Origin of the sequence: Streptomyces sp. NPDC020742, from assembly GCF_040641675.1 — a bacterium.
GTDB lineage: Bacteria > Actinomycetota > Actinomycetes > Streptomycetales > Streptomycetaceae > Streptomyces.
The window spans coordinates 47,106-66,878 of the sequence record NZ_JBFAEA010000026.1; the positions used below are offsets into that span (position 1 = coordinate 47,106).

15 protein-coding genes and 1 riboswitch are annotated in these 19,773 nt (G+C 73.7%); of the genes, 6 read left to right on the forward strand and 9 right to left on the reverse strand.

Translation table 11 applies throughout. The features are described 5' to 3' along the window. Positions 1-91: 91 nt before the first annotated feature. The gene (locus AB0G84_RS30400; RefSeq protein WP_361327818.1) at positions 92-1,912 is read left to right on the forward strand and encodes a peptidoglycan DD-metalloendopeptidase family protein; all 1,821 of its coding nucleotides are present in this window, start codon (positions 92-94) and stop codon (positions 1,910-1,912) included. 87 nt (positions 1,913-1,999) lie between these two features. Here the strand turns inward: AB0G84_RS30400 and pcrA are convergent, their stop codons facing one another. After that, positions 2,000-4,507: a DNA helicase PcrA gene (gene pcrA / locus AB0G84_RS30405; RefSeq protein WP_361327820.1), complete on the reverse strand. Its 2,508-nt coding sequence runs from the start codon at positions 4,505-4,507 to the stop codon at positions 2,000-2,002. 331 nt (positions 4,508-4,838) lie between these two features. Further along, positions 4,839-5,020, forward strand: a riboswitch (cyclic di-AMP (ydaO/yuaA leader). Between the two features lie 6 nt (positions 5,021-5,026). On the opposite strand from pcrA, the gene AB0G84_RS30410 reads away from it, so the two are divergent. Further along, positions 5,027-6,172, forward strand: a complete 1,146-nt coding sequence (locus AB0G84_RS30410) for an NlpC/P60 family protein (protein ID WP_361327823.1) — start codon at positions 5,027-5,029, stop codon at positions 6,170-6,172. A gap of 155 nt (positions 6,173-6,327) precedes the next feature. On the opposite strand, the gene AB0G84_RS30415 is transcribed toward AB0G84_RS30410, so the two are convergent. Further along, positions 6,328-6,681 carry a hypothetical protein gene (locus AB0G84_RS30415; RefSeq protein WP_361327826.1) on the reverse strand — a complete coding sequence of 118 codons (354 nt, stop codon included), beginning with the start codon at positions 6,679-6,681 and terminating at the stop codon, positions 6,328-6,330. A gap of 326 nt (positions 6,682-7,007) precedes the next feature. Here AB0G84_RS30415 and AB0G84_RS30420 point away from each other — a divergent pair, with 326 nt between their 5' ends. After that, positions 7,008-8,159, forward strand: a complete 1,152-nt coding sequence (locus tag AB0G84_RS30420) for a C40 family peptidase (RefSeq protein WP_361327829.1) — start codon at positions 7,008-7,010, stop codon at positions 8,157-8,159. Between the two features lie 118 nt (positions 8,160-8,277). Here the strand turns inward: AB0G84_RS30420 and AB0G84_RS30425 are convergent, their stop codons facing one another. The 4 genes from AB0G84_RS30425 to AB0G84_RS30440 form a co-directional block, all read right to left on the reverse strand. Then, positions 8,278-9,402: an alpha/beta hydrolase-fold protein gene (locus AB0G84_RS30425; protein ID WP_361327832.1), complete on the reverse strand. Its 1,125-nt coding sequence runs from the start codon at positions 9,400-9,402 to the stop codon at positions 8,278-8,280. A gap of 237 nt (positions 9,403-9,639) precedes the next feature. Next, a complete protein-coding gene (locus tag AB0G84_RS30430) occupies positions 9,640-10,350 on the reverse strand; it encodes a response regulator transcription factor (protein WP_361327835.1) in 711 nt (236 codons plus the stop codon). A gap of 95 nt (positions 10,351-10,445) precedes the next feature. Further along, positions 10,446-11,744 (reverse strand): PspC domain-containing protein, encoded by a 1,299-nt coding sequence (locus tag AB0G84_RS30435; protein ID WP_361327837.1) that lies wholly within the window; start codon positions 11,742-11,744, stop codon positions 10,446-10,448. A gap of 103 nt (positions 11,745-11,847) precedes the next feature. After that, positions 11,848-13,521 (reverse strand): serine/threonine-protein kinase, encoded by a 1,674-nt coding sequence (locus AB0G84_RS30440; RefSeq protein ID WP_361327924.1) that lies wholly within the window; start codon positions 13,519-13,521, stop codon positions 11,848-11,850. Between the two features lie 331 nt (positions 13,522-13,852). Here AB0G84_RS30440 and AB0G84_RS30445 point away from each other — a divergent pair, with 331 nt between their 5' ends. Continuing rightward, positions 13,853-15,412 carry a PspC domain-containing protein gene (locus AB0G84_RS30445; protein WP_361327840.1) on the forward strand — a complete coding sequence of 520 codons (1,560 nt, stop codon included), beginning with the start codon at positions 13,853-13,855 and terminating at the stop codon, positions 15,410-15,412. Continuing rightward, positions 15,409-15,624 (forward strand): hypothetical protein, encoded by a 216-nt coding sequence (locus tag AB0G84_RS30450; RefSeq protein ID WP_361327843.1) that lies wholly within the window; start codon positions 15,409-15,411, stop codon positions 15,622-15,624. Before AB0G84_RS30445 ends, AB0G84_RS30450 begins: the two co-directional genes overlap by 4 nt. Positions 15,625-15,703: 79 nt before the next feature. On the opposite strand, the gene AB0G84_RS30455 is transcribed toward AB0G84_RS30450, so the two are convergent. The 3 genes from AB0G84_RS30455 to AB0G84_RS30465 all read right to left on the reverse strand — a co-directional run bounded on the left by AB0G84_RS30455 (position 15,704) and on the right by AB0G84_RS30465 (position 19,002). Further along, positions 15,704-16,249 carry a TQO small subunit DoxD gene (locus tag AB0G84_RS30455; RefSeq protein WP_361327846.1) on the reverse strand — a complete coding sequence of 182 codons (546 nt, stop codon included), beginning with the start codon at positions 16,247-16,249 and terminating at the stop codon, positions 15,704-15,706. A 346-nt stretch (positions 16,250-16,595) separates the two neighbouring features. Then, a complete protein-coding gene (locus AB0G84_RS30460; RefSeq protein WP_361327849.1) occupies positions 16,596-17,870 on the reverse strand; it encodes a hypothetical protein in 1,275 nt (424 codons plus the stop codon). Between the two features lie 973 nt (positions 17,871-18,843). Continuing rightward, positions 18,844-19,002, reverse strand: a complete 159-nt coding sequence (locus AB0G84_RS30465; RefSeq protein ID WP_361327852.1) for a hypothetical protein — start codon at positions 19,000-19,002, stop codon at positions 18,844-18,846. On the opposite strand from AB0G84_RS30465, the gene AB0G84_RS30470 reads away from it, so the two are divergent. Next, a complete protein-coding gene (locus AB0G84_RS30470) occupies positions 19,001-19,759 on the forward strand; it encodes a hypothetical protein (RefSeq protein ID WP_361327855.1) in 759 nt (252 codons plus the stop codon). The genes AB0G84_RS30465 and AB0G84_RS30470 overlap by 2 nt on opposite strands. The last annotated feature ends 14 nt before the right edge of the window (positions 19,760-19,773 follow it).

Sequence of the window (19,773 nt, forward strand, 5' to 3'; positions counted from 1 at the left end):
GAGCCCAAAACCCGGTGAAGATTGTCGCCATCGCGTACCGCCGGGTACAGTCGCCGCTAATTCTCCTGCTGCCGAGGCGAAAGAGAAGTTGGTGAACGACCGTCACCCATCGGAAGGCCCCCTTCCGACCGATTCCGCTTCCGACGCCTCGTATGCGCACTATCCCGCTTACGACTCCTACGGGCAGCAGTACTCCCCCGCGCACGGCGCCGAGTACGGCGACGGCGACCCGCTCTTCGGCTCGCTCTCCGGCGCCTACGGGACCGGCGGCTATGACAACGGCGCCTATGACACCGGCGGTTACGACACCGCCGGCTACCAGGACGGCGGTTACACCGGCGGACCGTACGGCGCAGCCCCCGACTCCGGGACCTACGACACCGGCGCCTACGACACCGGCACCTACGACGCCCTGTCCTACGGGACGGGCAACTACGGCGCCGACGCCTATGACACCGGGAGCTACCCCACGGCGGCCGGTGACGGCTACGGCGCCGGCGGGTACGACACCGGCACCTACGCCTCGACGCAGTGGGGCACCGGCAGTTACGACACCGGCGCCACGGCCTACGACCCGTACGCGCACACCGCCTACGACCCCGCCGCGCAGGATCCCGCCGGCTACGCCGGCACCTCCTACGGGCACGGCGTGTGGGACACCGGCAGCCACCCCGCCGGCGGCTATGACACCGGGGCCTTCGAGACCACCGGTGCGTACGGGACGGTGGGTGCCTACGACACGGCGGGGACCCACAACATCCACGAGGCCCACACGATGGTCGGCGGCTTCGAGACCATCGGCCGGCAGGCCACCGCAGTCGAGGAGCACGCGGACTTCGGGTCCACCGCCCAGGAGACCGCGGACCACGAGGCCACGGCGATCTGGTCGACGTCGGACCAGGGCCTGATCGCCGGGATCCCGGCGCAGGCAGGTCCCCCGCCGACCGACACCGTCGTCTGGGACAGCACGTCGTGGGAGGCCGGTGCCCTGCACGACGACGGCGCCCCCGGTGACACCGACGGTCCAGGAGAGGCCGCCGGCACGGAGTCCGACCGGTTCGCCGGGTCGGACGCCGCCGCCGTGGCGGACGCCATGACCCAGGCCATGCCGATCACCCCCGCCGCCCCGACCGGCCGGCGGGTCGCCGGACCGGCGCCCGGCAAGGCAGTCCGCGGCCGGGGCCGGCGGCGCCCGGCGAAACGGTCGGCGCTGCTGACCGTGGCCGTGCCCTCGGTCGCCGCCCTGGGCGTCTGCGGGGTGGCCGCCGCGTCCGTCGCCAACTTCGGCGGGGACGAGAAGGACGACACCACCACCCAGGCCGCGGCGGACACCTCGGGCGTCAAGCCCGCCACCGCCAACCGGAAGCTCGACACCCAGCTCGCCTCGCTCAGCGCCAGCGCCGACGACTTCCGCGACCGCGCCAGCCGTACCCAGGAGCGGATCGACCTCAAGGAACGCCAGGCGCTGGAGCGCAAGCGCAAGGCGGAGGAGGCCGCCCGCAAGGAGGCCATGCGCCCCAAGTTCGTGCTCCCGGTGACCCAGCACGGGCTGAGCGCGCTCTTCGGCCAGGCGGGCGTGAACTGGATGTCCGTGCACACCGGCATCGACTTCCCGGTCAGCTACGGCACCCCGGTGCGGGCCGCCACCGACGGCACGGTGCGCACCCAGTGGAACTCCGCCTACGGGAACATGGCGATCGTGACGGCGCCGGACGGCACCGAGACCTGGTACTGCCACCTGAGCAGCACCAAGATCCGTTCCGGCTCGGTCAAGGCCGGTGACCAGATCGCCTACTCCGGCAACTCCGGCAACTCCACCGGACCGCATCTGCACTTCGAGGTGCGGCCCGGCGGCGGCGCCGCGGTCGACCCGCTCCCGTGGCTGCGCAGCCACGGGCTCAACCCGAACTGACCACCGCCGCGACGACGTTCCCGCGCCCGGGGCCCGCTCGGGGCCCACGGGCCGCGGGCCCCCGTACGGCCGGCTACCGCCCCGTCGTCAGAGCTTCTCCACCGGTGCGTAGCGCAGCAGCAGCCGCTTGGGCTTCTCCCCGCCGAAGTCGATGGTCGCCTCGGCGTTGTCGCCGCTGCCCTTGACCCCGACGACCGTGCCCAGCCCGAAGCTGTCGTGGGTGACGCGGTCGCCGACGGCCAGCGACACCACCTGACGGTCCTGGGTGCGCCGGGTGGCGAAGCCGCCGGCGCCCTTGGTGCGGCCCGAGGACAGCGCGGCGCCGAAGCCGCCACCGCCCCCGCGCGAGGAGAGCGAGCCCATCGAGGCGGAGGGCGTCGCGGGTCCGGTGCGCCGCCACTCCACATGGTCGTCCGGGATCTCCTCCAGGAACCGGGAGGGCGGGTTGTACGAGGGCTGTCCCCAGGCGCTGCGCATCGTCGAGCGGGTGACGTAGAGCCGCTCGCGGGCACGGGTGATGCCGACGTAGGCCAGCCGGCGCTCCTCCTCCAGCTCCTTGGTCTGGCCCAGGGCCCGCATGTGCGGGAAGACGCCGTCCTCCATGCCGGTGAGGAAGACCACCGGGAACTCCAGGCCCTTGGCGGTGTGCAGCGTCATCAGCGTGATCACGCCGCTGCCGTCCTCGTCCTCGTCCGGGATCTGGTCGGAGTCGGCGACCAGCGCGACCTGCTCCAGGAAGTCGGAGAGCGTGCCGCCTGGGGCGGCGGCCCCTGCTGCCCCGGGCTCCACACCACGGTCCTGCTCGAACTCCAGGGCCACGGCGGCGAGTTCCCGGAGGTTCTCGATCCGGGTCTCGTCCTGCGGGTCGGTGGAGGCCTGGAGCTCGGCGAGGTAGCCGGTGCGCTCCAGGACGGCCTCCAGGACGGTGGCGGGCCCGGCGCCGGACTCGACGATCGTCCGCAGCTCCTCCATCAGGACGTTGAAGCGCTTGACGGCGTTGGCGGAGCGGGCGGCCATGCCGTACGCCTCGTCGACCCGGCGCAGCGCCTGCGGGAAGGTGATCTTCTCGCGCGCCGACAGGGCGTCGATCATCGCCTCGGCGCGGTCGCCGATGCCGCGCTTGGGGACGTTGAGGATGCGGCGCAGCGGGACGCTGTCCTCGGGGTTGGCCAGCACCCGGAGGTAGGCCAGGACGTCGCGGACCTCCTTGCGCTCGTAGAAGCGCACCCCGCCGACGACCTTGTAGGGCAGCCCGACCCGGATGAAGATCTCTTCGAAGACCCGGGACTGGGCGTTGGTGCGGTAGAAGACGGCGACGTCGCCGGCCTTGGCGTCGCCGGCGTCGGTCAGCCGGTCGATCTCGTCGGCGACAAACTGCGCCTCGTCGTGCTCGGTGTCGGCGACATAGCCGGTGATCCGGGGGCCGGCCCCGGCATCCGTCCAGAGGTTCTTGGGGCGGCGGTTCTCGTTGCGCTCGATGACCGCGTTGGCGGCGGACAGGATCGTCTGGCTGGAGCGGTAGTTCTGCTCCAGCAGGATCGTGGTCGCGTCCGGGTAGTCCTCCTCGAACTGGAGGATGTTGCGGATCGTGGCGCCGCGGAAGGCGTAGATCGACTGGTCGGCGTCACCGACGACACAGAGCTCGGCGGCGGTCTCGGCCGGGCCCACCAGCTCGCGGACGAGGGTGTACTGGGCGTGGTTGGTGTCCTGGTACTCGTCGACGAGGACGTGCCGGAAGCGGCGGCGGTAGTGCTCGGCGACGTCCGGGAAGGCCTGGAGCAGGTTGACCGTCGTCATGATGATGTCGTCGAAGTCCAGGGCGTTGGCCTCGCGCAGCCGCGCCTGGTACATCGCATACGCCTCGGCCAGCGTCTTCTCAAAACCATCGGCAGCCGTCCCGGCGAAGGTCTCCTCGTCGATGAGCTCGTTCTTGAGGTTGGAGATCTTCGCGCTGAAGGACTTGGGCGGGAAGCGCTTGGGGTCCAGGTCGAGGTCGCGGCAGACCAGGGCCATCAGGCGCTTGGAGTCGGCCGCGTCGTAGATCGAGAAGGAGGAGGTGAAGCCGAGCTTCTTGGACTCGCGGCGCAGGATCCGTACGCAGGCGCTGTGGAAGGTGGAGACCCACATGGCGTTGGCCCGCGGGCCGACCAACTGCTCCACGCGCTCCTTCATCTCACCGGCGGCCTTGTTGGTGAAGGTGATCGCGAGGATCTGGCCGGGGTGGACGTGGCGCTCGGCGAGCAGGTGGGCGATGCGGTGGGTGAGCACCCGGGTCTTGCCGGAGCCGGCGCCGGCGACGATCAGCAGCGGGCCGCCGGTGTGCACCACAGCCGCCTTCTGCTGGTCGTTGAGCCCCTCCAGCAGCGCCGCGGCGTCGACGACCGGGCGGGCGGCGCCGTCGCGGTAGTACCCTCCCCCGCTCTCGGCTCCGCTCGCGCGGGGGGACCCGGGCGCGGGCGCGTCGAACCTCCCGCCGAAGAGGTCGTCGGGGATCTCCTCCGGTGCCGGCTCGTGCCCGTCCTCGGGAGGCGGCGGGGGCTCCTCGCCGGTGTGGGCGAGGTCCGCCAGGAAGCTGTCGTCAAAGAGGCTGCTCATCGCCCACCGAGTCTAGGCCGCGGCACCGACAGCGTGCCGGCCAGTGGGCGATTGTCCCCGCCCTGCGGGGCGGCGTCCGGGACCGGGGCAGGTCAGCGGCCCACCCCGCGGCTCACCCCGGCGGTCGGGACCGGCGTGCGCGGCGTCGGGCGGCGAGCTGGCGGCGGGCCCTGCGGTGACGAATCCGGCATCTGCCGCGGCAACCACCTGATCGCGGTCAGGTCACGAAAAGGTTTCGGGCATATCGAACATCAGCCTTCACAGGAGCCACACGAGTTGGCTAACGTCCTCGCTCAGGCAGCCCGCCTCCCCGCGGTCGACAGCTTCCGCACGGGCCGCCTCGCCGAGTCCGGACTGCCGCCAGGCACCCGGAGCCGGGGACCCACCCAGCACCACCGGGGTGAATCGGTCCTGCGCCCGTCCTCGACGAACGCAGGACCGTAGGGCACGCCTTCCGTCAGCACACCGCCCGAACCCGACAGCTAACCCGGTAGGCGGTCCACGGAAGGAGTTGCGGCCTTGGCGTCCCATCGCAAGCCGCGCACCAGCGTTCTCCACTCGCCCGGAGGCCGGCGCACCGCCGCCGGGCTCACCAGCGCCGCGCTGGCCTCGGTCACCCTGCTCTCGCAGTCCGCCGACGCCGCCCCCCGCGCGCCCAAACCCACGATCGAAGAGGTCAAGCAGAAGGTCGACGACCTCTACCGGCAGGCCGAGGTCTCCACCCAGAAGTACAACGCCGCCAAGGAGCGCGCCGATCACCAGCGCGCCACCGTCAACGGTCTGCTCGACGCGGCCGCCAAGCGGGCGCAGCAGATGAACGAGTCCCGGCGCGAGCTGGGCACGTTCGCCTCGGCGCAGTACCGCACCGGCGGGATGAACCCGACGGCGCAGCTGATGCTCGCCAAGGACCCGCAGCAGTTCGTCGACCGCAACCACCTCATGGACCGGCTGACCAGCCGGCAGCAGCAGGCCGTCGCCGCCTACCAGAAGCAGGCGACAGCGGCGGCGCACCAACGCGCCGAGGCGTCCCAGAGCCTGGAGCAGCTCCAGCAGTCACAGGACTCCCTGAAGGCCTCCAAGCAGTCCGTCCAGCAGAAGCTGGCCGAGGCCCGGCAGTTGCTGTCGCGGCTGACCGCCCAGGAGAAGGCGCGGCTGGCGGAGCTGGAGCGGCAGAAGGAGGCGGCGGCCAAGCGCAAGGCCGAGGAGGAGGCGCGCAGACAGCAGGAGCGCGAGCGCCAGCGGCAGCAGGACGGCGGCACCTCCGGCGGGCAGACCGGTGGTGGCAGCACCGGAGGCTCCACCGGGGGCACGCAGTCCACCAAGGCCGAGAAGGCCCTGGCGTTCGCCCGCGCCCAGATCGGCAAGCCGTACGTCTGGGGCGCGACGGGCCCCAGCTCCTACGACTGCTCGGGGCTGACCCAGGCGGCGTGGAAGGCGGCCGGGGTCGACCTGCCGCGCACCACCTGGGACCAGGTCAAGGTCGGCCAGCGGGTGGCGACCAAGGATCTCCAGCCCGGTGACCTGGTGTTCTTCTTCGACGACATCAGCCATGTCGGCATGTACATAGGCGGCGGCAAGATGATCCACGCCCCGCACCCGGGCGCCGACGTCCGCGAGGAGTCGATCTACTACATGCCGATCTACGGGAGCGTCCGCCTGGGCTGAGCCCGGTCCGCCCCCCCTTGAGGCCACCCCCCACGGCCACCCCCCACACGCCACCGCGCGGCCCCCGCCTCCGTGAATCGGAGCGCGAGGACCGCGCGGTGTGCTGTGCGGGTGCCGCCCGCCGGTGAGGGCACCGGCCGGCCGCGGCGCGGGGCTCAGGTCCAGAGCACCGCGATGAAGATGTTGGCGATGGTGAGCCCGCCGACCGCGCCGAACAGCGGCTTGGGCACGCTCTCCTCGTCCCGCTTGACGTAGACCAGCGCCAGGATCACTACCAGGACCGCCATCTTGATGGCGATCTTGACGTTGTTGAGGGGGTGATCCTGGGCCTGGTTGAGGCCGACCAGCACGATGCCGGTGACCAGCATCGTCAGCGCGCCGTGCAGCATGGCCGGCACGAAGCGGGCGGTGCCCGCGCTCATCGCCTTCATCTGGGTCAGGAAGCCGCCCAGCAGCGAGGCGATGCCGATGATGTGCAGCGCGACGAAGATATTGATTACTACGTCCATAGTGCGGGATCGTAGCCGCCGCATAGCACGCCCCTTCGGGCAGGGCGCAGGCAATCCGCACTTCGGTCACGGCAGACCGGCCCCGGCGCACAGTCGGCGACGCCTCGGTCACCCGCGCACCGGCCACGACCGAAAACGATCAATGCCGGGCAAGCAGGCTCATTTCCGTGACGCCCCGGTCTAGCGTCCTCCTCCAGGCGGCCGACTCCCCGCCATCGCCGGACTCCGCACCGGTGTCCTGTCGGCCGCCCCGCCGGGAGGTCCGGCGGTGGCCCGCTCTCCCCCGTAGCGGACCGCCGCCGGACCCACGGCCCGAAGGGAAGGAAGTGACGGCCACCGTGGCCTCGCACCGCAAGCCCAGGCGGCATGTGCTCGCCTCGCTCACCGGTGGCTCGCGCAGCGCGCGCACCGCCCGTACGGCCGCCACCCTCGCCCTCGCGGGTGCCGCCACCGCCACCGCCCTGGAGGGCACCGGCCAGGCGGCGGAGCCCCCCACCCCCGGCCAGGTCAAGGACCGAGTCGAGTCGCTGTACCAGGAGGCAGAGGTGGCCACGCAGAAGTACAACGGCGCCAGGGAAGCGGCCGACACCGCACGCGAGGAGCTGAGCAGACTGCAGGACGAGGCCGCCCGGCGGACCGGCACGCTGAACGCCGCCCGCGGCCGGCTGGGCACCGTGGCCGCCTCCCAGTACCGCTCGGGGGGCGTGGACCCGACCGTGCGACTGCTGCTCTCCGCGGACCCCCAGCGCTATCTGGACGGCGCCGCGGTCCTGGAGCGTACGGGCAGCCACCAGGCCACCGCGGTGGCCGGCTACGCCCGCCGGCTCGGCAGCGTACGGCAGGTGCGGGACCGCGCCCAGGACGCCGCCGAGCGGCTGGCGTCCCAGGAGGTCGCGCTCAAGCGGCACCGGGTCACCGTCGTCCGCAAACTGGACGCCGCGGAGGCGCTGCTGAGCCGGCTGACCGCGGAGCAGCGGCAGCGGATGGCGGGTCCTGGCACCCCCCGGGAGCGGTCCGGCACCGGCCCGGCAGCCCGGGGGACCGGGGGCGACGACGGCCTGTCGGGCGGTGTCCCCACCGGCGCCGCGGCCGCCGCCGACCGGTCCCGGGCAGCGGAGCGGGCCCCCGACTCCCGTGCCGCACGCGCGGTGTCGTTCGCCTACGCGGCCCTCGGCAAGCCCTACGTCTGGGGCGCGACCGGCCCCTCCGCGTACGACTGCTCGGGGCTGACCCAGGCGGCGTGGAAGTCCGGCGGCGTTGCGCTGCCCCGCACCACCTACACCCAGATCAACGCCGGCCCGCGCATCGACCGGTCCCAACTCGCCCCCGGTGACCTGGTGTTCTTCTACTCCGGGATCAGCCATGTCGGCCTCTACATCGGGGACGGCAAGATGATCCACGCCCCGCACCCCGGCGCACCGGTCCGGATCGCGCCGATCGACCAGATGCCGTTCGCGGGGGCCACCCGGCCGGCATAGGGCCACCCGGCCGGCGTAGGGCCCGGCGGCCGGCACAGGGCCCGGCGGCCGGCACAGGGCCCGGGCGGCATGAAGCCCGGCCGGCACAGGGCCCGGCCGGCACCGGGCCCCAGGCCGGCTACCCGTGCAGCTGCCGGCTCAGCCAGCGGAAGACCTCCGGCACCTGCTGGCGCCACACCGCCGTGGTGTGGCCGCCCGCGTCGGACGGGATCAGCTGCACGGTGACCGTCGTCGGCCGCTGGGCGAACTGCCGCAGCCCCAGGCCCGCTTGGTAGCCGTCGCCGGCGGCGCCCGTGACGTACAGCGCCGTACGGGGCGGCTTCCCGGCGGCGTTGGCGGACTTCAGGATGTGCAGCGGGTTGGACGACAGGCGCAGCCGGGGGTCCTTGCCGGCGAGCGAGTCGTGCTCCAGGGCGGGGTCGTTGTAGCCGGACATGGCGACCGCGGCGCGGAAGCGGTCCGGGTGGGCCAGGGCCAGCTTGCTGGCGCAGTGCGCACCGGCCGAATAGCCGGCCAGCGCCCAGGAGTCGGGCCGGTCGCCGGCCCGGAAGTTGTCCAGGACCATCTTCCGCACATCGACGGTCAGCCAGCTGTCGGCGTTGACCTTGCCGGGGATGTTGACGCAGCCGGTGTCGGCACCGGTCAGCAGGTCGGTACGGGGTGCCACCAGGATGAACGGCTTGACCTGGCCGCTCTCCATCAGCGGCCGGAGCTGCTCGCCCACGTGCAGCGACCCGAACCACGCCTTCGACGAGCCGGGGTAGCCGGGCAGCAGCTCGACCACCGGGAACGTCTTGTTGCGGTAGGCGGGCTGGTGGTACTGCGGCGGCAGCCACACATAGACCTCGCCCATCACTCCGGAGATCCGGCCCTGGAGGTTGGTCATTTGGACGCCGGGGCCCATCCGCGGGTCGTCCGCCGGGCGGAACTGCTGCAGCCGCTTGGGCTCGTTCTTGATCTGCTGGCCGCCCAGGCCGTCGGGGCCGAGGTCCTTGGCCGCCGCGACATGGCTGCCGGTGCCCAGCAGGTCACCCCAGGTGTCGTAGAGGTTGTTGGCGTTGTTGACCAGGACGAAGACCACGGTGATGGCCGTGACCTGGGCGAACAGCAGCATCAGCAGCCGGGCCAGGCCACGCACCAGGGGCGGCCCGGCTATCCGGCCCCACAGGGCGAGCGGCAGCACCAGGGCAACGACCAGCAGCGCGATCGACGTGAGGAAGAAGGGCGTGCCCGTCAGGCTCATCGGGGATCTCGATTCCAGGACAACTACGCGAAGGACGTGGGGATGGTTCGGGCCCCGCCTCCGGCAGTGAGCCTCTCCGCGCCCTTAGATGGCGATCCGCGGGGTCCTGGTTGCCCGTCTTTGGTCCTTCTTTACGCCGCCCTCCCCGGCTCCGCCCGTTCCGCCGCGCGGGCCCCGCGGGGCCGTCCCGTGCCGGCCCTGACCTGCGGGGCCCGCACGGACGGGCAGGTCAGGCCGTCAGATCAGGCGCCGGGCGGCCGCCCAGCGGGTCAGCTCGTGGCGGTTGGACAGCTGGAGCTTGCGCAGCACCGCCGAGACATGGGACTCGACCGTCTTCACCGAGATGAACAGCTGCTTGGCGATCTCCTTGTACGCGTAGCCGCGGGCGATCAGCCGCAGGACCTCGCGCTCACGCTGGGTGAGGCGGTCCAGGTCCTCGTCGACCGGCGGGGCGTCGGTCGAGGCGAAGGCGTCCAGGACGAAGCCGGCCAGCCGCGGGGAGAAGACCGCATCGCCGTCGGCGACCCGGAAGACCGCGTCGACCAGGTCCGTGCCCGTGATCGTCTTGGTGACATAGCCACGGGCACCGCCGCGGATGACGCCGATGACGTCCTCGGCCGCGTCGGACACCGACAGCGCCAGGAAGCGGACCGGTCGCTCGGTGTCGGCCGACAGTGCGGCACAGCGGCGCAGCACCTCGACGCCGCCGCCCCCGGGGAGGTGGACGTCCAGGAGGACGACCTCGGGGCGGGTGGCGGTGATGACCGTGACCGCCTGGTCGACGTCGGCAGCCTCGCCGACCACCTCGACGCCGGTGCGGCCGGTCTCCCCGATCTCGGCCTGCACGCCGGTGCGGAACATCCGGTGGTCGTCGACCAGCACGACCCGTACGGTCCGCCCCCCTTCGGCCCCGCCGCCGGTCCCGCCCTGTGCGCCCTCGCTGCTCATGTCTTCCGCCCGCCCTTCGGTGTCTGCCCCGCCATCATCGCCTGTCCCGGCCGGTGGTGCCCCGCCGGGAGCGGCCGGCCCGCCCTCGTACTCCGTCATTCGGCGGGCTCCGCCGCGCGCTCCATCTCCAGCTCGACGACCGTGCCGCCGTCGGGGGCGGAACGCAGCCGGGCCGTGCCGCCGTTGCGCTCCATCCGGCCGATGATGGACTCCCGTACGCCCATGCGGTCCGCGGGGACCGCGTCCAGGTCGAAGCCGGGGCCGTGGTCGCGCACCGAGACGAACACCGTGCGCCCCTCGACCTCGGCGAACACCTGCACCGTGCCGTCCTCGCCACCGTACTTGGCGGCGTTGACCATCGCCTCGCGCGCGGCCTGCATCTGGGCGCCCAGCGCCTCGTCCAGCAGGCAGTCGCCGACGACCACGACCTCGATCGGGACGCCGTGGTGGTCCTCGACCCCGGCGGCGGCGGCGCGGACCGCCTCCGCCACGGTGGCCGGCTCCTCCTCCTCGTCCTTGCCGCGGCCCTCGGGCTTGTAGAGCCAGGCCCGCAGCTCGCGCTCCTGGGCGCGGGCCAGCCGCGCCACCTCCTTGGGGTGGTCGGCGTTGCGCTGGATCAGGGTGAGGGTGTGCAGCACGGAGTCGTGGACGTGGGCGGCCACCTCGGCGCGCTCCTGGGCGCGGATGCGCATCAGCCGCTCCTCGGAGAGGTCCTGCATCATCCGTACGAGATAGGGGCCCGCCAACAGGGCTATGCCGACGACGACGGCGAGCGAGGCCTGCAGCACCGAGCCCAGGTGCCGCACCGAGCCCTGGAGCACGACGATGCCGGTGACCCCGATGCAGACCAGCAGCACCCCGGCCGCGCCGCGCAGCACCGGCAGCAGGGCCTTGCGGCGGCCGAGCTCCAGCCATTGCGCACGGCGGGAGTTGTCCGCCTGCCGCCACACCAGGGCGACACCGGCGCCGATCAGCAGCACCGGCCAGAGATAGCCGTCGGCCTGGCCCAGCTGGAACCGGGAGGCGACGACGGCCGCACCGATCAGCAGCGCGATCAGCGCGAAGAGCTGGCCCCGGTCGGGCCTGCGGGCCATCCGCAGGCGCCGCCTCGCCTCGCCCGGGACGAACGGGCGGTGTTCCACGCCGCCGAGGCCCAGCGGCACGAAGAACCAGAACGCGGCGTACAGCAGCGCACCCATGCCATCGGCCATGAACAGCGCGACGAACACGATCCGCACCCAGGAGACCGGCAGCCCCAGATGCCCGGCGAGCCCGCGCGCGACGCCACCGAGCAGCCGCCCCTCGGCGCTGCGGTAGAGCTTTCGCACGGGCGGGTCGTCGGGTTCCGGCGCCGGGCCGTGGCCTGGTTCGGCGCGCGGGGGAGCTGTGGTCATGCCCCAGATCGTCACACGCGGGGCAGGCCCGGGGCATCAGGGTGGACCCTGAACCCGCCCCTGACGTTTCCCCCGGGCCGGTCCGGGGCCCGGGGGCCTCGCCTCAGTCCGCCGTCGACCCGGTCTTGCGGAAGCCGTCCTTGACGTTGGTGAAGACCTTCTCGTACATCGACCAGGAATCCTGGGGCGCGGACACGTAGAGCGCGTACTCCTTCTCGCCCTCGCGACCGAACCCGAGGTCGACGCCCCGGAAGGGGCGGGCCCGGCCACCGAAGGTGAACTCCCAGATCGCCGCGGGGTCGCCCTGGAAGACGGTGCTCTGCATCCGCAGCCGGTGGTAGACGGGGTAGCTCTTCTTGACGTCGGACTCGACTTCCTTGAAGTGCTGCACCTGGTCCCCCGAGGAGAAGTCCAGGACGCTGAGCGTGAGCTGGGCCCACCTGGAGGAGTAGACGATCTGCCGTCCGCCGTCCCTGGCCTCCCGCTTCCAGCCCTTGGGCACCGGGAGGGAGACGCCCAGCGCGGTCTCGTCCGCCCGGCGGTAGCCATCGGGGAGGGGCGGCGGCGGTCCGATGCTGCTCTTGGGCGGGCTGGGCTGTACCGGGGGCTTCTTGTCGTGCCCCTGGGGCGTCTGGACGGTACCGGTGTTGTCGTCGGGGTGCAGCAGGTACCAGGCCGAGCCCGCACCGCCTCCGACGGCCAACACCCCGGCGACGGCCCAGCCCACGTACCGCGCGCCACGCCGCCCGGGGGAGACCTGGCCGTGGGACAGCACGTCGGTCCGGCTGCCGGTGCGCTGCCCCGGCACGGCGCCCTCGGGGACGGCGATCGGGCCGGTCACCTCTCCGGTGGCGGACGTCCCGGTGGCAGGCGTCCCGGTGCCGCTCGGTGCGGTGCCGGCGCCGGTGTGCGACACCGCGGTGGTGGGCGCCTCGGTCCGGTCGTCGGGCCCGGCCGGATCGGTGCCGCCCTTCCGCAGCGATAGTGTCGGCCAGCCCATCAGGGCCGTCTCCGCGTCGGTCTCGGCGGCCCGCAGCGCCTGTTCGACGACCTCGGCGCTGGGCCGGTCGGCCGGCTCCTTGGCGAGCAGCGCCTCGATCAGGGCGGTCAGCGGCCCGCCCTCGCGCGGCGGCTCCAGCGGGTCCATGGCGATCGCGTACGCCGTCTCGACCGCGGTGTTCTTCCGGAACGGGGGCCGCCCCTCGACCGCCTGATAGAGCGTCGCGCCCAGGGCCCACAGGTCCGAGGCGGGGCCCGGGGTGCCGCCCTTGACGCGCTCGGGCGCCAAGTAGTCGATGGAGCCCACCAGCTCGCCGGTCTTGGTGAGGGTGGAGGTGCCGCTGGCGACCGCGATGCCGAAGTCGGTGAGCACGACCCGACCGTCCTCACCGAGCAGCACATTGCCCGGTTTGACGTCGCGGTGCAGCACACCGGCGGAGTGGGCGGCGCGCAGTGCGGCGATCATGCCGCGGCCGATCCGGGCGGCCTCGCGCGGGTCGACCGAACTGTCGGACCGGGCCGCCTCCTTGATGGCGTCGCCGAGCGTCGTGGAGGGGACGTACTCCATGACGATGCACGGCATCCCGGCGTCGTCGACGACATCGTGCACGCTCACCACATTGGGGTGGTTGATGCGGGCCGCGGCCTGCGCCTCGCGGGTGGTGCGCTCAAAGCGGGTGGCCAGTTCGTCCGCCTCAAGTTGCGGCGACACATGCAGGCACTTGACCGCGACCTGCCGCCCGAGGAGTTCGTCCCGGGCCCGCCAGACGGTGCCCATCCCGCCCTGGCCTATCCGCTCAACCAGGCGATACCGCCTGGCGACCAGTCGCCCCTCGTCCACCGACGCCGCCTCCGCCACCGCACGCCCCTCCGGAAACCCGTACGTATCCAGGGCGCAACGATAGTCTCCGGCGCCGGCGAACAGCCCCCCGGCTACCCCGTGTCCATGGCCGTGTTCCAGCCAACGTGGCGGGCTGGGGGCATATGCGAACCCACGAGGGGTTTCGGGACCCCCCTGGGGCATGCCGGGGCCGCCGGCGCCGGATCTCAGGGATCAGCCAGGGTTTCCACGGATGCCGGGGCCGCGGCGGTCTTGTCACCATGGGTCCATGAACGAAGCAGCCCCCGCCGAGGAGCCGGCGCCCTCCGGACCCGCCGGCCCCACCCCGCCGCCCGCCCCGCTGCGCCGCAGCCGGCGGCACAAGGTCGTCGGCGGAGTGTGCGGCGGGCTCGGCCGGCAGTGGGACCTCGACCCGGTGATCTTCCGGATCGTGCTCGCCGTGCTCGCAGTCGGCGGCCTCGGCCTGATCGTCTACGGCTTCGCGTGGCTGCTCATCCCCCTCGACGGCGAGGACGAGAACGACGGCCGCCGGCTGCTCTCCGGCCGTGTCGAGGGCTCGGCCCTGACGGCGCTGCTGTGCGCGCTGGTCGGCTGCGGCCTGTTCCTGACGACCCTCGCCAAGGGCAGCCTGTTGTCCTTCGCCATCATGCTGCTGCTGGCGCTGGCCGGCTCCGCGTACTGGTCGCGCCGGCGCCGTCAGGTGCAGGCCCAGGGCCCGGAGTCGATGGACCCGGCCACCGCCCAGGCCGTCGCCGACGCCCCGCCGGAGACCATGGCGCCCCCGTCACCTGCCGGCCCGTCCTGGTGGCGGCATCCGCGCTCCCCGGATGCCGCCGGTCCGGGCTATCTGTGGGGACCGGACAACACCCCGCTCCCCGTGGGCCTCACCTACCGCTTCGAGCACGGCGCCACCTCCGTCACCGCCCCCCGGCCGCAGGGCGGTTGGCCGGCCCCGCCGGTGCCGCCGTACGACACCCGGCCGGCCCCGCGCAGGCGTCGCGACGGCCCCCCGATCGGCGGTTGGACGTTCCTGCTGGCGCTGTTCGCCGGCTTCGGCACCGCGGCCGCCGTCCACGGACACGCGGCCTTCGCCCCGACCCTGCAGGCGGGGCTGGCCGCCGCGCTGGTGGTGCTTGGCCTGGGGCTGGTCGTCAGCGCCTGGTTCGGCCGGACCGGCGGCGGCACGGTCTTCCTGGTGGTGTGTACGGCCGTGCTGCTGGCCGGCGCGACCGTGCTCCCCCGCACCGTCACCACCCACTGGCAGCAGATCGCCTGGACGCCCCGCACCGTCGCCGAGGTCCGACCGCACTACGCACTGGGTTCGGGGCAGGGCGAGTTGGACCTCAGCGAGCTGTCGTTCAAGCGCGGGCAGACGGTCCGTACGGCCGCGGAGGTGGGCGCCGGCCGGCTGCGGGTGGTCCTGCCCCAGCAGGTCACCGCCCGGTTGCACATCTCGCTCGGCGTCGGCGACATCCAATTGCCCGGCGAGGCACCGGACGATGTGCAGCTGCTGGCCGGTGGCCGGCAGCGGACGGTCACCCTGCCCGCCGAGGGCCTGAAGAAGGGCGAACGGCCGCACGGCACCCTGGATCTCGACCTCCACATCGGTGCCGGCCAGGTGGACATCCAGCGCCCGGGCGCGGCCCCCGCCCTGCCGGGCGACCCGAGCCTCCCCACACCCCCCATCCCGACCCCGGCCCCACCGACCACACCGCCCTTCCCCACCCCACCGACGGGCCCGACCCCGCCGGCCGACGCGGGCATACCCACCCTCCCGGCCCTCCCGGGCCTGCCGACCGCCCCGACCCCTGACGGAGTGTCCCCGTGAAGCGCCACCCCTTCGAGCCGGCCCGTCTGGTCAGCGGCCTGACCGCACTGGCCGTCGGCACCGCCTACGGCCTGGACGCCCTGGGCCTGTGGCGTGCGCCCGGCCCCTGGCTCCTCCTCGTCGTCCCCGCCGGCCTGCTGCTCTCCGGGATCACCGCCACCCTGTGGGCAACGGCCCGCCGCCGACGCCTCCGTAAGACACAGGAGCCCTGAGGCCACCGCCGCCGGCCCGTCGGCCCCCACCGGGCCGGCGGCCCCGCCCCCTGATCCACGAAGATCCAAAAGAAACGCCCTAGCCGAACAGCTGCATCCCGTGCCGCTTCCGCCGCATCGCCAGCACCGCGTCCAGGGAGAACCGCGGGGTGCCGGCCAGGACGAGCGGGACCCAGGCCACCAGGTAGGCGAGGTCGTTGCCGTAGTAGTACGGCGTCGTCGACCAGCTCACGGTGAGCCACAGCGACAGCGAGATCAGCGCGCCGCCGAACGCGGCCAGCCGCCCCAGCAGGCCGACGAGGGTGCCGAGCCCCACCGCCAGTTCGCCGGCCGCGATGGCGTAGCCGAAGCCGACCGGGCTCTTCTGGGCGAGGTCCACCATCTGCGGCAGCGCCGCCGTGTCGTGCACCTGGCGCAGCATCTCGCCGAGCGACCCGGTCCCGCCGGCGGCCAGGAACGCCGGGTCCATCAGCTTGTCGAGGCCCGCGTAGAGGAAGGTGGCGCCGAGGAAGAGCCGCAGCGGAAGCAGCGCATGGCGCGCCAGCTGCGCCCGCAGGCCGGCAGCGGAGCCATCGGCACCCGCCCCTGCCAAGTCGGCACCGATCGTGCGATTCGCGTGAACCATGACGTCCGCCTCTCCGTTGCCACCGGGAGCAGACGATTGTGCCCGCGCCCGAGCCTCAGGGAGAGGTACGTACGCACCTGCGCCAGAGGTTCAACCGACCGTCGCACTTCGGGCAGCGGACGCACACGGAACCGACACCCACGGCGCCCGGGCAACCGCCGCCCCGCTCCCCGGCCGAGGTCGCCGCCCGTCGAAGACACCGCCCCGTACGCCCCGGGCCGGCGGTCATGCCGCCCCCCTCGCCCCTCGGCCGGCCACCGCGCCCCGTTCCCCCTCGCCCCCGGTCACGCCGCCCGACCCACCACCACCGGCCGGCCAGCCGGTCTGCCGCGGCACGCCGCCGGCCTCACTCCACGATGTCGAGCGGGTAGGCGTCGGTCTCCACGCCCGCCGCGGTGATCACCCGGACGTCCACCCGCCCCGGTTCGACATCGACCGGCACCGGAACGGTGAGCACCCCGTCCGTCGGATTGGCGAATCCACCGGGCACCGGGACGAGCGGGACGGACACATGGACCGTGCCGATCCGCACCACGGTCCGGGCGAGCCGGTCCGGCGTGGTGGCACCCGGGGGGACGAAGCCGGCGCCACGGATCTCGATGTCATCGCCGGTCCGGACCGGCGCGGCCAGGTCCCCCAGCTCACGGGAGCGGACGACGGAGAGGATCACCGGACGCCCGCCGGTCGTCAGCTTCCCCGCCAGGTAGGTCGCCCCGGAGAGGACCACCAGCGCGACCACTCCCCAGGGCAGCCGCGGGAGTTGTTCCGGCCGCCCGGCCAGCTGTACCAGGGCGAGGACCAGCACGGCCGCCTGGATCAGGACGTACTGCACGTCCGGGAAGCTGCCGCGCCCCGCGTCGTCGGTCAGCAGATCGGCGGCGCGCGGCCGCTGCGCGGGGACCTTCTGCAGCCGCCCGGTCCGCACCCGCGCGGCGACCAGCCCGTACGCCAGCACCGCCACCCCACAGCCCACGGCCAGCACCGCCAGCAGGGCGCCCGAGCCGCCCAGCGTCAGCCCCTGGAGCAGCCGGTGCCGCTCCGGCGGGGTGGCGCCAGCCAGGCGGAGGGCGGACAGCAGCACCGCGTAGAGCACCGCACCGGCCCAGCCCGCGGCGACCGTCCGCGAGGTGGACAGCCGGCCGTCCTCGCCGATCAGCGGGGCCAGCGCCCCGCCGTGCACCCCGTGCCGCAGCGCCGCCGCGGTCAGCCCCGACGCCAGGACGACGGCGGCGGCCAGCCCCGCCGTACGGGCGGCCGTCCAGCCCCCGTCGAGGGCGGTCAGCGACTGGCCGACCAGCAGCGCCAGCACCGCGCCCCAGACCGCCAGCAGGGTGCGCCCCCGTACGGCCGCCAGCCAGGCGACGCCTTCGTCGGTGCCGCGCCGGGCCATCTCGCGTGCCGAGAGGGTGAGTTCGTCGGAGACCCACTGGCGGGCCGCGCCCGCGGAGTGGGCGAGCCCGGCGGGGACCCCGCGCCCGGCGGCGAACTCCTCGCGGAGCGCGACAAAGGCGGCGACGGCCTGCCGGTGTCCCGCCCGGGCGCCGTGCGGGCACTGCCCGCACCGGCACTCGCCGCCGTCGGCACCCGCCGCGCCGCCCGCCGGCCCACCCGCTCCGGCCATCCTGTCCGCCGCACCCACCGACACGTCCGTTACCGCCCCGACACCGCTCGCCGTCAACTCATGCTCGTCAAGGGCGAATTGTGCCGCACCCCGAGGGGTGCCGGCGTACCCGTCCAGCTGCCGGCGGGTGGTGGCGGCAACGGCGCGTTGACGCCCGGCGCCCGCACCCGCACACCTGGCCGGCGGCCGACCAGGCAAACAGGGCGCTTCCCCCCTTCGGGCGAACCGGGGGACGGCGACGGCTGAGCGGAGCGCACGCTGCGCAAGCTCTCGCCGTGCGTCAAATAACCGGAGATCACGGCCCGTACCGACCGGGTGACCTGCGGCCGGACCGTCCAGGGCAGCGGCCGCACCGTCCAGCGCAGCCGGACCCCCCAGGGCAGCCGGACCCTCCAGAACGGCCGGGCCCTTCCGAGCAGCCCGCCCCTCCGGAGCAGCCGGGCCATCCAGCGCGTCCGGGCCCCGGCGGCACCGCCCCTCCAGGGCAGCCGGGCCGTCAAGCGCGTCCGGGTCCCGGCGGCACCGCCCGTCTCGGGGCCGGCCTCCTGGCCGCCGCCCTGCTCCTGCTGGCCGGGGCCCTCACCCTGTTCGCCCCCGCGGCACCGGCGACCGCCCGGGACCGGCCGAACGCGCCGCACACCGACGACAATTGCGCCTACGCCGGGACCGCGCCGCCCGTGGACGTACCGACCGACTTCCCCATGCCGCACGGCTGGCACTTCCCCTGCACCAGGACCACGCGCCCGACCGCCTCCGCACCGCCACCGCCGTCCCGCCCGCGCATCCGGCGACCCGCCCCACGACCGCCCGCGCCCGCTCCCCGAGCGACCCCGCCACCGAAACCACCGCCACCGCCGCCACCGCCGAAACCACCCGCGCCCCCACCGCCGCCACGCGCCCGCCCCACTCCCCCACCACCCGCGCCCACCCTGCGGCGCCGTGCGACGCCGCCCCCACCGGTGCGGCCCCACCGCTACGTCCGGGCGGCCCCCGCACCGCGCGGCGGGCGCTCCGTGGTGACCACGACCCTGCTGATCACCGCCCCGGCCGTGCTGGCGGCCGCCGCCCTCCGTCCCCGTTCGCGCTCCTCGTCCGGCTCCGCCGGGCGCCGTTCCTCGTAGGAGGTCCCCATGTCCCAATGGCTGGTGCTGGGCATCGCCATGGCCGCGGTCTGCGGTGTCGTCCTGCTCATCACCGTCCTCAAGGAGCGCCGGGTCAGCGCGGACGACGACCCGACCGAATCGCCCGATGTGATCGAGTATCTGACGATGATGGTGGGGGTGGTGTACGCGATCGTGCTGGGTCTGGCCATCGCCGGTGTCTGGGAGGCCAGGAGCGCCGCCGAGGACACCGTACGGACCGAGGCGCAGGCCCTGCACGAGGTCAGCGCGCGGGCCCGGGCCTACCCCGTGCCGGTGCGCGACCGGATCCGCTCCGACGTGCGGGCCTACGCGTCCCATGTGGTGCACAAGGAGTGGCCCATGATGGCCGAGCAGGGGCAGTTGACCCGGCGCGGCACCGAGCTGCTGGCGACGGTCCGGGCCGATGTCACCGACTACCGCCCGGCCAACGACTTCGAGGCGCAGTCCTACCAGCCGCTGGTGGACCAGGTGGGGGCCGTCGACGCGGCCCGCTCGGCGCGGGCGGACGCGGCCGACTCCACGCTGCCCGGGGTGGTGTGGTTCGGGCTGATCACCGGGGGCGCCATCTCCATCGGGGTCATCTTCACCCTGCAGATCCGGCGTTCGGGGCGGGAGCTGCTGATGGCCGGGCTCTTCAGCGCGCTGATCGCCTTCCTGCTGTTCCTGGTCTGGGACTTCGACGCACCGTTCAGCCGGGGCATCTCGGCCGGCGCGGAGCCGTTCCTGAACCTCTTCCCCCACCTCTGATCCACCCCACCGCG

Bases quoted from the DNA above. Each gene is read 5' to 3' on its own strand.
- AB0G84_RS30465 (WP_361327852.1), bottom strand. From the start codon at position 19,002: ATGGGGACCTCCTACGAGGAACGGCGCCCGGCGGAGCCGGACGAGGAG.
- AB0G84_RS30460 (WP_361327849.1), bottom strand. From the start codon at position 17,870: ATGGCCGGAGCGGGTGGGCCGGCGGGCGGCGCGGCGGGTGCCGACGGC.
- AB0G84_RS30470 (WP_361327855.1), top strand. From the start codon at position 19,001: ATGTCCCAATGGCTGGTGCTGGGCATCGCCATGGCCGCGGTCTGCGGT.
- AB0G84_RS30455 (WP_361327846.1), bottom strand. From the start codon at position 16,249: ATGGTTCACGCGAATCGCACGATCGGTGCCGACTTGGCAGGGGCGGGT.
- AB0G84_RS30435 (WP_361327837.1), bottom strand. From the start codon at position 11,744: ATGACCACAGCTCCCCCGCGCGCCGAACCAGGCCACGGCCCGGCGCCG.
- AB0G84_RS30430 (WP_361327835.1), bottom strand. From the start codon at position 10,350: ATGAGCAGCGAGGGCGCACAGGGCGGGACCGGCGGCGGGGCCGAAGGG.
- AB0G84_RS30440 (WP_361327924.1), bottom strand. From the start codon at position 13,521: ATGGGCACCGTCTGGCGGGCCCGGGACGAACTCCTCGGGCGGCAGGTC.
- pcrA (WP_361327820.1), bottom strand. From the start codon at position 4,507: ATGAGCAGCCTCTTTGACGACAGCTTCCTGGCGGACCTCGCCCACACC.
- AB0G84_RS30425 (WP_361327832.1), bottom strand. From the start codon at position 9,402: ATGAGCCTGACGGGCACGCCCTTCTTCCTCACGTCGATCGCGCTGCTG.
- AB0G84_RS30445 (WP_361327840.1), top strand. From the start codon at position 13,853: ATGAACGAAGCAGCCCCCGCCGAGGAGCCGGCGCCCTCCGGACCCGCC.
- AB0G84_RS30415 (WP_361327826.1), bottom strand. From the start codon at position 6,681: ATGGACGTAGTAATCAATATCTTCGTCGCGCTGCACATCATCGGCATC.